A 12559-nucleotide genomic window follows, 5' to 3' on the forward strand; every position below is an offset into this window, starting at 1 on the left:
GTCCTCGGCGGTCTTCCGCCAGGACCCCTCCCCTCCCGATCCTTCGAGTGGCTCGACGCAACTCGGGAAACGGGAACGAATGGCGCTTACCTGCACGCCCGTTCGATGAGCTCCGCCCGCTCGCCGTCGGTCAGCCCGAGAAATCTCACGGCGTTCTCGAAAAGAATGCCGCGCTTCTGATCCTCGCTGAGGTAGTCGCGAGACCGGAGGGTCTCGATGGCGATCGGGATCGCGTCAGGCCAGATCATCTGGTCGGTGCCGAAAAGGATCCGATCTTCGTAGCCGCGGGCTTCCGCTTCACGAAGGAAACGATCGAGGGCACGTCTCATGTGCGGGCTCACCCAGACCGCCACGCCGATGTCCGCGTAAAGATCCGGATACATGTGCATCATCGCGAGTGTTTCGTCCAGATAGAGATCGAGTCCGGCGTGCATCATGGAAACCTTCATCCCGGGATGCTCCACGAGAACGTCCTGGAGCATCAGTGGATCTCCCATTTCGTAGCGAAACTTCGGACGACTCCGCAGCACGGTGCCGCGCGGCCCTCCGCCTGTATGGATGGCGACTGGCAGATCATGCTTCTCGGCCAGGTCCCACAGCGGCTCCCACCGCGGATCCGCCGCAGAGATGCCCTGGTACTGCGCGCCGATCTCGCCGATCGCGCGGATGCGCCCATCCTCGACGGCCTCTTCGAGTGCTTCGATGTCGATCTCGTCCGGATGTTCCACCTCGAGACTGTGCCAGAGGAGCGCCGTGTCGTGGTTGTCCCATCCGAATGGCGCGTTCGCGAGAGCCAGCACGATCCCGTTCTCATCCATCTGCCGGAGTGTTTCCTTCCGATGGCTCTCGGGCGTTTCGGGCGACATCTCGCCAGTAATTCGATTCGGCGCGGGGCCCCAGAATCTCTCCTCGTCGTAGAAATGGAGGTGGACGTCGATTACCGGTTCCGTCCTGCACTCGTCGGCCTCGAGCGATGCCACGAAGGCGAAAAGCGCGAAGGACGATGCGAGGATGACGCTGCTCGTCTTCCGCATGGACATCATTCGAAACTCTTTGCTGTCGGTTCTCATGGCCGGGATTATAAGTCCGCACGGAAGACTCCTTCGGGCACTCTCGGGGCATGGATGGTGCACTTTCGGATGCCGATGGCGACGGCCCCAGTTGGACCCGGCGCAACGATTGGCCGGTTTCCGGTATACGAGAAGGTGCTCGACCAGCTGATCTCGAATGACTTCGACTTCCTGATCGGTGGCGGTCATGCCTACAACCTCTACACGAAGCTCGATCGCCCCTCGCGCGATTTCGACATCTTCGTGCGGGAGGAGGACTGCCCCGAGGCGCTCGCGCTGATGGAACGGATCGGGCTCGAAACCGAGCTCTCTTTTCCGCACTGGCTCGGAAAGGCGAAGCGCGACGACGTAACGGTCGACTTCATCTACGGTTCCGGAAATGGAATCGCTCCGGTCGACGAGGACTGGTTCCGCCACGCCGTCGAGGGAGAGCTGTGGGGTCGGCGCGTTCGATTCTGCCCCGTCGAGGAGCTCATCTGGTCGAAGTCGTTCATCATGGAGCGTGAGCGTTACGACGGAGCGGAGATCGCTCACCTCTTTCACTCCTGCGCCGAGACCCTCGACTGGCCTCGGCTTGCCGCGCGTTTCGGCGAGCAGTGGCCGGTGCTTCTGAGCCACCTCGTTCTGTTTCACTTCATCTATCCATTCGATCGAAACAAGATGCCGCTCGCGATCACGCAGTTCATGCTGAAGCGATTCAGAAGTCAGCTCGTCGAGCCGGCACCCGAGAGAAGGATCTGCAACGGCACGCTTCTATCACGCGCCCAATACCTGATCGACATCGAAGAGTGGGGCTATCTCGACGCCCGGCTCGAGCCCTCCGGACGGATGAAACCGGACGACGTCGCGCACTGGACCGAAGCGATGAGAAAGGAGGGCATTATTGACTGAGGAGCGAGTCAGAGTCGCCGCGGTCGGGGACATCCACTGCGGAGCCGACTGCGAAGGGACGCTGCGCCCTATGTTCGAGGCGGCGGCGCGAGAGGCCGACATTCTGCTCCTTCTCGGAGACCTGACGAAGTACGGGAAGCCGGAGGAGGTCGAGCTTCTCCGGCACGAGCTCGAGCCGATGCGCGGCATTCCCGTCGTGGCCGTGCTCGGAAATCACGATTTCGAGAGCGGCAACGAGGACCGTGTGAAGGCAGCCCTTGCCGATGCCGGCGTTACCGTCCTCGACGGAACCGCCACCACCATGCTCGGAATCGGTTTCGCCGGCACGAAAGGCTTCGGCGGCGGATTCGGACGCCGGTCTCTCATGGCCTGGGGCGAGCAGGCGACCAAGGCCTTCGTCCAGGAAGCGGTCGACGAGGCGGCAAAGCTCGAGCGCGCGCTCGGCGAGCTTCGAACCGAACAGAAGGTCGTTCTGCTCCACTACTCCCCCGTTCACGAAACGATCGTCGGAGAGCCGGAACAGATCGCTCCGTTTCTCGGATCGACTCGTCTCGAGGAACCGATCGACCGGTTCCGTGCCGACGTCGTCTTTCACGGGCATGCACACTACGGATCGCCCGACGGCCGGACCAAGAGCGGCATTCCGGTCCACAATGTTGCGATGCCGCTTCTTCAGCGCATCTTCCCCGACCGACCGCCATTCCGTCTCGTCGAGATTGCCGTCCGCCGAGCTCTGCACGCACGTTGACACCTCGCTTCCGCGGAGTGTCCTTCACACTCCCCCTCGATTATCGGTGAAGTTCATCGGGATGACGCAAAGGATGGATTTCACCATACTGAGGGATGGAGTGAGGCGTTAGAACAGGAGCGATGAACGACGCGACCGAATCGCAGTTGATTCTAGAAGCTGCCACGGTCACGTCGGCCTCACCGCCTCGTGCCGCTCAGGATCGGACGGAGCGTCGATCACGGCACAGTCGCGGCCGCGCTCCTTGGCGCGGTAGAGAGCCGCGTCGGCGCGGGCGAGCCAGCGCTGCCAGTCCTCCCCCTCCTCGAGAGCGGCACCGCCGAGGGAGATCGTGACTGCAGCCGGGGCGAGCTCCGACAGAGCCGAAGCCGCGCATCGGAGCTTTTCGGTGATCCTGCCGAGCGCCGCAACGTCCGCACCTGGCATCAGAAGGACGAACTCCTCCCCACCGAAGCGAAAGATGCGATCGACCTGTCGCGTGGAACGGCGAAGCATGCGGGCGAAAGCCATCAGGACCTGATCTCCCGTCTCGTGGCCGCCGGCGTCGTTGATGTCCTTGAAGTGGTCGATGTCGATCATCACCAGTCCGCAGGGGGTCTTCTGCCGCCGTCGCGTTTCGATCGCGATCTGCAGCTCCTGCTCCATCGCACGCCGGTTCTGTAGCCCTGTGAGCGGATCCTGGCTGGCGAGTGCGACGAGCTGACGGCGCTGCATCTCGCTCCTGTAGGCAAAAATGAACGAGAAGAGGCTGACCAGAAGTGCCGTGATCAGGAACGAAGACATCTGCAGCGGCGAATGGAAAGCACCACCGTGAATGACCAGGATCGCGAGGGCAAGCAGGGTGGCGAGCGAGGCCGTCACCCGGTCGACGAGAAAAAAACTGGCGACCAGAGCCACATACATCCATGACAGCCCTGCGGAGTGTAGAATGGCCATCAGTGTCGCCGCGGAAGTCGTCACGATCACGAGCAGCATCCCGGGGTATCGTGTGTCGCCCGTCTGGAGGGCGTAAAACCCAGCACCGGCGATGACCACAACCAGTATCGTGTCGATGACGCCGACGAGGAAATGGCCGACGAGGAAGCGGTAAATCGCGAACGGGAGAATGCCCACCACCGCGCACACCCCGAAAAGCATCAGAATTCCGACCTGGAAGTCTGTGCGGAGGCGATGCCGTGCCTGATCAGCGCTTATCATTGAGGCCGACCCTCTATGACCCGATGCCGCGGCACGGCGGGGAGCTCCGCGGGGGTAAAGCTCGCGGAACGGCCGGCCAGGTGAATCGCCGCTTGATCTCCCGTGCCCACCATGGCTAGAGAATCGTACTACGAGGGGGGCGCTGCCCTGGCCGAACCGTCTGGCGGCCGGCGAAAAAGAGACTGCTTCGAGGGAATGAAGATCGGCGCCCCGCAGAGCGTCTCGCGGCTGGCGCTACGCCAGGAACCAGGGCGATCGCATGGGCGGGAAAGCGCGCGACCCCGCCATCCAGTACAGAGCGGCCCGGCGAGTCAGCGCCGCCCGTTCATTGCATGAATTTGGATCTCCGGTCACGTCATACTCTCATCTGGATCGAGTGCCTCGTAGTCGAGCATCGCCGCTTCGACCACTCGAGCCGCATGATCCCGGCCAAAAGTGCCCAGGAGCGAGATCTGCGCTTCCTCTCCCGGCACGAGTTTGTACGTGGCGAAATAGTGCTGAAGCCGCTCCACCACAATGGGAGGAATGTCGCGAAGCTCGTTCGCGCCCTGCCAGACGAAATCTCCCTCGAGGACCGCGATGATCTTGTCGTCGGCCTCGCCACGATCGAGCAACTGAATTCCGCCGACGACGTGAGCCGGGACGATCACCTCACCGCGTGCAATCGGGCGTTCACTGATGACGCAGATGTCGAGCGGGTCACCATCGCCCCGCTCGGCACGCGGACAGAGCGTCGCGACCCTGGAGCCGCAGAAGGTACGTGGAATGAAACCGTAGAGGGCGGGTGGCTGTGAGGATGTTCTCTGCGGCCGGTCCACTCGCATGTATCCGGTCGCCTTGTCCACCTCGTATTTGATCAGATCGTATGGTGTGATCTCGATGTACGCATTCACGCGAAGCGGCGGCTCCGCTCCCGTCTCGAGACCATGCCAGGGATGGGGTCGCCACAATGAGAACCGTTGGTCGGTCATCGTCATATTCTCTCGGCCATCAGCATAGCCGAAGGCCCCAACGGCCTCCTATCTTCCGTCACTGCCGTATGTCGCCTCCGTAACGTAAGATGCGCGCGCGAATCGGATCGCCATGAAAACGCTGACGACCATCCTGCTGACCCTCCTGCTTCCTGCGACGATCGCGCGGGCGCAGGCGGTCGATCCGAGCGATCCCGGGCAGGCGCTCACGCAGTACCGGATCGACGGATGGCAGACCGAGCAGGGACTCCCCCTCAACACCGTTCAGGTCCTCCACCGGACTCGCGACGGCTATCTCTGGGTCGGAACCGGCGGCGGACTCGCCCGTTTCGACGGCATTCGTTTCAGAACGTTCGACCTGACCGCGGTCCCGGAGCTTCCGGGCTGGCCGATCTACGGGCTGATGGAAGATCCGGACGGAAATCTCTGGATCGGACATTCCGAAGGCGCCATGATCCATCGCGACGGACTGTTCCGGCCCGTTTTGGGAGCGGAGGTGACGGCGGGGCGGCGGGTCTGGTCGTTCGCTCCCGCTCCGGACGGCTCGATGTGGATCGCGACCGAGAACGGACTCGTCCACTGGAAGAACAACGCGGCGCGGCTCTACCAGGTCAGCGACGGTCTTCCGACCGAGCGGCTCCGCGCCCTCACGTTCGATCGCGACGGCCTCCTCTGGATCGCGACCTCCGGCGGCGGCCTGGTCTCGTTCGACGGTGAGCGCTTCGAGCTCTTCGACGAGTCGAACGGCTTTCCGAACAATCAGGTCCGTTCGGTGATCGCCGATCCTGAAGGCGGCGTCTGGGCAGGTACCGCCGGCGGCGGTCTCGTTCACCTGCGCGACGGACGTATTCGAACGTGGACCGTCGCGGACGGCCTCCCCACCGATCAGCTCACCACAGTCGATCTCGACGAAGACGGTTCGCTCTGGATCGGGACGTGGGGCGAAGGTCTCGCGAGAATGCGCAATGGGAAGTTCGACTCGATCTCGGTCGACGGCGGTCTCGCGGGAGAACAGATCTGGTCGGTGCTCGCCGACCGTGAAGGAAGCGTCTGGGTCGGCACCTGGGTCGGGGGACTCAACCGGCTGCGCGACCGCGACTTCGTCGTCCTCGGAACTCCCGAAGGGCTCTCGCATGACAACGTTCGCTCGGTGACGCATGCCCCGGATGGCGCCGCATGGGCAACCACCGCGGGCGGCGGTGCCAATCGAATCCATCGGGGAACCATCACGCACATCGGAGTCGAGGAGGGGCTGCGGACCAACGAAACTTCCTGCGTTTACGCCGATCGCTCGGGCGCGATCTGGATCGGCAGCTATACCGACGGGCTCGCGCGGTGGCGCGACGGCGTGATCGAGACGTGGGGCGTGGAGGACGGCCTTCCGTCAGGCGACATCCGCTCGGTACTCGAGGACCGCAACGGGACGATCTGGATCGGCACGGTGGAAGGACTCGCCCGATTCACGGGCGACCGCTTCGAGCCGATCGTCGACGAGAACCTACCAGTCGACGGAGTCGGGGCAATCCTCGCGGCTCGTGACGGTTCGCTGTGGATCGGGCTCAGCGGTGAGGGATTGGTCCGCTATCGCGAGGGCGTCTTCACCACGTTCACCCGCGAGGACGGGCTCCTCTCGAACTGGATCATGGCGCTTCACGAGGATTCGGACGGCGGCATCTGGATCGGAACGAACGGCGAGGGACTGAATCGCTACCGCGACGGGAAGATAGCGCAGATCGAGCCGGAGAACGGCTTGTGGGACGGCCTCATCCAGACGATTCTCGAGGACGACCGCGGCCGGCTCTGGATGACCTGCAACCGCGGCTTTTTCGCCGTTTCGCGCGCGGAGCTCGACGCGTTCGCCGATGGCCGCATCGAGCGAGTCACCCCGGAGAGCTACGGGCCCGGCAACGCGCTCCGCAGCACGACCTTCGCCGGAACCGTCCAGCCCGCCGGCGCCATCGACGCCGCGGGCAACCTCTGGCTGCCGAGCTTCCGCGGACTGGTGATCGTCGACCCCGATGATCTCCCCGGTCACGAGGGCCCTCCGGCGGTGCGTCTCGAGGAGGTGATCGTCGACGGCGAGCGCCGGCCCCTCGATGAGAAGGTGACGCTCCCGCCGGGATCCGCCCCCCTCTGGATCCGCTACACCGCGGCGACGCTCCAGAACGCGGAACGCGTCAACTTCCGCTACCGGATGGATGGCGCCCCGGGCGGATGGGTCGACGCCGGCACGAGTCGCGAGGCCTTCTTCCCGGCGCTTCCGCACGGCAACTACACATTTCACGTCGCGGCGTCGTTCGACGGCCAGACGTGGCAGGAGGCGGCGACCGCGCTTCCGATCGCCGTGCGACCGTACTTCTTTCAAACGCCCTGGTTCATCGCGCTGCTGGTGATCGGGATCGCCGCGGTGATCGCCGTCACGATCTGGCTCTGGACGCGGCATCTGCGTCTGCAGCAAACCGAGATGGAGCGGCTCGTCGCGAAGAAAACCGAGGAGCTGCGGCTCGCGAACGATCATCTGGAGCGGCTCTCGTTTGTCGATCCGCTGACCGGACTCGCGAATCGCCGCCGGTTCGACGAGAAGCTCGACGAGGAGTGGCGGCGCGCGGCGCGATCGCAAACGCCGCTGGCGCTGATGGTTGCCGACGTCGATCTCTTCAAGGACTACAACGACTCGCTCGGTCATCCCGAGGGGGACCGGTGTCTCGTGGCGGTGGCCGAGGTGCTCCGGGACCGGATCAGACGGCCGGGGGATCTCGTCGCTCGATATGGTGGCGAGGAGTTCGTCGTGCTCGTGCCGGGTACGGATCTCGAAGCGGCGACGAGGCTCGCGGAAGAGCTTCGCAAAGCCGTCGAGGATCGCGCGATTGCGCATCCCAACTCGAGCGTGGCTCCCGTCGTCACGATCAGCCTAGGTGTCGCGAGCTGCGTTCCTTCGCAGACGACCGAAAGCGAATCGCTCTTCACCGCGGCGGACCCCGCGCTCTACCGCGCCAAGCGGGAAGGTCGCAATCGGGTCGCCGCGTCGTCCGAGTGCGCGTCCGAGGAGAGCGAACACGGACATCCCCGCGCCATCCCGCCCAAGCCCCTCGCTGAATCGTAGCGATCCGGCATCAGTCGGCGCGAGTTTAGTCCGATGGGACACCGGCGCTACTGTGCGGGTAACGCCAGTCCGGAGACCTACGCTACTTTTGCGCCGGGAGATTGCTCAGCGTCGTCTGGTGGCCCGGCGCCTTCCGCGATCGTCGTCGATGATGTTGATCAAAAGGCGGCCGTCGAGCGGATGATCCCTGCCTCCATACCAATACTCGATCATCACTGCTCCCGAGATGTCGGGCTCCTCGTCACCATGGATGACGAGTGGTACTTCGATCGTGGTCTGGCCGGGCTGAACGAGTATGGAGCCATGAAACGGTTCGTAATCCTTCCAGAATCTCTCGTTCTCATGCAATAACCGGGGGATGTCGACATGGACGTCCACCCGGGTCGGGACGAGGAACCCGCGATCGAAGATCAGCTCGATGAGCTCGACCCTGGTCGAGTCCCCCTCCTTCACGGCCGGACGCGAAGCGCGCAGCTGAGGAGCATCGTTTTCGATGATGATCAGCTCGAGCTCACGATCGCAGCCGAGCTCGACACCGCTGCTCACCGCCTCGAGCCCCAGCGTGACATCCCAGTCGGCGAATACCTGATCGTCGAAAACGGTCACCGGCACGAGTTTCAGCATCTCGCCCGGCGCGAAGCGAACGATCGGCTCTTCGATCCTGATCGGCCCGTCGTCCGTCGCGGGAGACCATGTTGCCTCCACTCGAACGACGCTCTCCCCGGCGATCGATCCCTTCCGCCCGACTGCGATGAACTGGTCATGGAGACCTTCCGAGAGTCTGTCCTCCGGGAGTGCGAACTCGACACGCGACGGACCCGGATCAAGCACACCGTAACGTTCCAGGTATACCGCGACCTCGCCATCGCTATATTCGGTCCGGAACGACAGCAGGACGTCGTCCTCGACAACGAGCGAACCTGAGAGCGGAATCCTCTCTTCGCCCGATTCGTCGATCAGCAACAGACCACCTCGGAATCCTCGGCTCGAGTAGCCCTGCACCCACCATCGTCCTCGCCAGCGGATCGCCTCTTGCCGACTCATGGAAACTCCTCCAAAGTCGAAAGGACGAACGTCATGAGCACCGCCGCTCCCGATCTCGACGACGCGATCACGCGAGGCCGCAAAGAGCTGGCCGTCTCCACTCTCCGTCGCGTACGGTGAGAAAAACTTGATGTCGACCGGATACGAGGCCACGGGCGGGCCGACCTCAGCGGTCTCCAGAATCGCCGCTCCTTCGTTCCATGAAGCGAAGACGCCGAACCGATCCCCCAGCCAGCCGGCAACCGAGTAGATCCAGTTCTTGTCCTTCACGACCGGCTCCGCCAGGCGGACCTCGCCGTCGACACCGAAGATCGCCATGTGAAGGGAGTAGCCATTGTCGTCGCGATCCTTCCAGGCGATCAGAAACGAGTCGGTACCTCCCTCGATTTCTCCGAACGGAATCAGTACGCGCTCGGCGAGCGGCTCGAGCGTGACCGCATTCACGAACCAACCGTATACGAGAGACTCCTCGAACTGAGTCACGAGCGCATATCGTCCGTCCGCGGTCATATTCGTCGTGACCATTCCATTGCCGAACGGAGTGTCGGTGAGCTTCCTCTCGCGGATGACCCGCCCATCTTGAGCCAGGGCGACCAGATGGAGGACGCCGAAGCGCGCGACCGTCATCAGGTACTGGTCCTCGGCGGCGTCATGAAAGCTCATGATCCAGACGGGCCTTCCGGGGCTCTCGCTGCCGATTACCCGAATCCCGTCAGCATTCACGATTGCGGCGGGATTCAGCGCGATGCAGCCGGAAGAGTTGCAGGATGCTGCAGTCACCGGCCTGATCAGTCGAATTCCCGGGGACGGAACGTAACTCTCGTACGCCGACCCGATCGAGACAGGCTCTGTGACGTTGAGCTCATCGTCGACGTCGGAGACGAGGATCTCGAATCGAGTACCGATCCCCGAGGTGTCGTGAATGTCGGCGTACCAGACGAGCGCTGCGTGCTCGGTGCCCATGGAGAGCGAGGGAGCCATCGACTGTTTTGCACTGATCGAGCGCGATTCTCCGAACGAGAGGCCATCCGGGTCGAACTTCTGAAGCGTGATCCCTCCGAAATCGGCGGTAGCCGTGACCCAGTGGTCGTCGTTCCATGAGACCGTGACACCGGAGGAGTCTTCGCTCAGAACAGCTGCGTCGACCATCCTGCCGCGAGAGTCGAGGAACGCGATGTGTCCAGGACTCGGATAGTGATCGACCGTGTAGGCGGTGTCGCAGAAGCGCGAGATCGACCACGCAACCGCGAATCCATCTCCCGCCGCTGCGGTGATCGAGCTGCAGCTTTCCGCACGGCCCAGCTCGATCGAATCGTCGACGACGCTCCCGTCGGGCTCGATCAGCGTCCCGTGCAGGATAAAATCGGTGGCGGACCAGACCAGGAGATGGTGCAGGCCATCGAAGGTCGCATCCATGTCCGTCGCTCTCCTGTTCGATCCGGTCGAGAACGGACGCGCCCAGACGAGCTGACCATTCGCATCGATCCGTGCGAAATGAAGATTCGTCTCTGCCCGGTGATGCGCCTCGCTCCAGAACACCAGATAGCCACCCGGATCCGCAGAGACCGTCATGTCGATCAAAGCCGAGTCCGTTGGCAGCGGCGTGACGCTCGAGGTTCCTCCCTCTGCATCGAGCAGAGTCACGAAGGCCGATTCGAAACCGGGGCTCGCTACGAGAAATCTACCGTCGTGTCCCGCAGCGACATCACGGCCGTAAGCCCCGGACTCCGCCGGCGGCGGAACATCGAAGCGGACAAAGGGCTCCTCGCAGGAAGCCTCCCCGGCCCACGCGCCACCTGCAATCAATGCGGCAGCCACAATGAGCAGGACATGTCGATAGAGCATGAAGAGTCCAACCGGCGGGGTGGATCATGCATTTCTGTTTCTGGTCGGCAGCGTGCGGTCGGAGGGCCGCGATATCGAGCGTCGGCTCGATGGACCGGGTGGCGGCCTCCCAGGCGGCCCGATGTAGCGCGGCCAGAACCCGACTCGGAATCCCGCGCCATCGGTTTTGCTTGATGCTTTCGTGAACCGCTCGCTTCGCCCGTCGACGATTCTTCTCGGCGCCGCCCTCAATCTTCGCTCGCTCGAGCCGCTTCACGTACTGCGATTCCTCCGAATCCCCGCGATCCATCTCATTCTCCGCCGCGATCTCCCCTCGGCGCATTCCTGCTCCTCGTCGCACGCGCACCCTCGCCCCACCCACCGCCCAATCTGACGGCCGTCCCATGTAGCGCCGGCCGCTTGCAAAGCGGCGCGTTCGGCAGAAAGGCGTTACGTTGAAAAGCGGCGCTACTTTCGCGACGTCACCTGGTGACCGGCTGGGTCCACGCGGTCTCGCGCTCGTCGGGGACGACTGGATGAGCGACCGGTTTCGACGAGATGATCTTCGCGCGGACGTAGAGCTCGCCGCCGCGGAAGCGATACGACGGTGAGACGCCCGGTGCTTCGCTCAGGACGGTTCCGGTCTCGCCGCCCTGTCTCGTTCCGATGAAGCGCGTCACGTAGCTGACGCCGGGCTCGGCTGCGATCTCGATCCGGAGCTCGGCACCCGAAACAACGACGTCGTCGAGAGTCACGCCGGTCGTCGCGTAGAAGTCCCCCGCCTCCATCGCCGCGATGAGGCTCTCCACGGTGAGCTCCTCCGCGCGCACCATCACCCAGCCGCGGCCGGGATTCGGATGCGACGGGCCGAATGCGTGGTAGTGATGCGCATCGTCGGTCGCGAGCCCGAACATCACCGGATCGCCGCGCAGGACCCGCGCGGTCAGAACGATGTCCCACAGCTCGTCGGTCGACGGACGGTCCTCGTCGCCGTCGTTGTGAACCAGCGGATGCCCGTTGTACACCTCGAAGAACCTCTCTCCCTTCAGGGCGACAAGATCTTCGGCAGTCACCGCCCACACGTAGTTCGGATGGTTGATGTGCGGGAACATCGGCACGCCGAGCCGCTCGCGCTGCGCGAGCACCGCGTCGACGTTGTTCTGCATCACCTCGAGAACGGTCGCGCCTCCCTGCGGCGGAATCATCTCCCGGATGTTCGTCGCATTCACGTGGACCGGCTTGCCCGCGACTCCGTCGGTGATCTCCTCGCTCTTGATGATCAGGAGCTCGCCGGGACGCTCGAAGAGCGGCCGATACTCGGCAAGAGTCTTGAGCCGGACACTCAACACGCCGTCCTCGAGCTTCGTCTCGACCCACACATCGCCGTATGTCTCCAGATAGTGATCGAAGGCGTGACGCAACGTCCCCTCCGGCGGCACGGTCACCCACTTCTCTCCTTCCGCGAGAATGTTGTGATCGGAAAGGGCGACAAAGTCATACCCGCGATCCGCGTACCACGCGATGATCATCTCGGGAAAGTCGTCGCCGTCGCTCCAGAGCGAGTGCGTGTGAAGATTGCCCTTCCACCAGCGGGCTTCCGGCGCGGGTGCAGACGCCGTGTGGCAGCCCGCAGATATCAGGAGGAAGAGAAGGAGAGGGAGGAGCGAGCCGGCGCGGTGCATCGGGGCAATGTCAGTGGAAGTGGTGGATT

8 protein-coding genes are annotated in these 12559 nt (G+C 63.6%); 3 read left to right on the top strand and 5 right to left on the bottom strand.

The genetic code is table 11. The annotated features are described in order from the left end of the window. Positions 1 to 86: 86 nt before the first annotated feature. Positions 87 to 1070, bottom strand: coding sequence for an amidohydrolase family protein (locus KY459_05590; GenBank protein MBW3564177.1), 984 nt, complete (start codon positions 1068 to 1070; stop codon positions 87 to 89). A gap of 75 nt (positions 1071 to 1145) precedes the next feature. On the opposite strand from KY459_05590, the gene KY459_05595 reads away from it, so the two are divergent. After that, positions 1146 to 1961 carry a nucleotidyltransferase family protein gene (locus tag KY459_05595; protein MBW3564178.1) on the top strand — a complete coding sequence of 272 codons (816 nt, stop codon included), beginning with the start codon at positions 1146 to 1148 and terminating at the stop codon, positions 1959 to 1961. Beyond that, positions 1954 to 2709 carry a metallophosphoesterase gene (locus KY459_05600; GenBank protein ID MBW3564179.1) on the top strand — a complete coding sequence of 252 codons (756 nt, stop codon included), beginning with the start codon at positions 1954 to 1956 and terminating at the stop codon, positions 2707 to 2709. Before KY459_05595 ends, KY459_05600 begins: the two co-directional genes overlap by 8 nt. 168 nt (positions 2710 to 2877) lie before the next feature. Here the strand turns inward: KY459_05600 and KY459_05605 are convergent, their stop codons facing one another. Together KY459_05605 and KY459_05610 are read right to left on the bottom strand one after the other, a co-directional pair. Beyond that, positions 2878 to 3906, bottom strand: coding sequence for a GGDEF domain-containing protein (locus KY459_05605; GenBank protein MBW3564180.1), 1029 nt, complete (start codon positions 3904 to 3906; stop codon positions 2878 to 2880). 350 nt (positions 3907 to 4256) lie between these two features. Then, entirely contained in the window at positions 4257 to 4883 is a 627-nt protein-coding gene (locus tag KY459_05610; GenBank protein ID MBW3564181.1) for an inorganic pyrophosphatase, read from the bottom strand. Between the two features lie 106 nt (positions 4884 to 4989). On the opposite strand from KY459_05610, the gene KY459_05615 reads away from it, so the two are divergent. Next, complete coding sequence (locus KY459_05615) at positions 4990 to 7980, top strand: diguanylate cyclase (protein MBW3564182.1); 2991 nt, start codon at positions 4990 to 4992, stop codon at positions 7978 to 7980. 105 nt (positions 7981 to 8085) lie between these two features. On the opposite strand, the gene KY459_05620 is transcribed toward KY459_05615, so the two are convergent. Then, entirely contained in the window at positions 8086 to 10869 is a 2784-nt protein-coding gene (locus KY459_05620) for a hypothetical protein (GenBank protein MBW3564183.1), read from the bottom strand. 461 nt (positions 10870 to 11330) lie between these two features. Further along, complete coding sequence (locus tag KY459_05625) at positions 11331 to 12530, bottom strand: histidinol-phosphatase (protein ID MBW3564184.1); 1200 nt, start codon at positions 12528 to 12530, stop codon at positions 11331 to 11333. Positions 12531 to 12559: the final 29 nt, after the last annotated feature.

This window comes from Acidobacteriota bacterium (assembly GCA_019347945.1).
In the GTDB taxonomy this organism is placed as follows: Bacteria; Acidobacteriota; Thermoanaerobaculia; order Gp7-AA8; family JAHWKK01; genus JAHWKK01.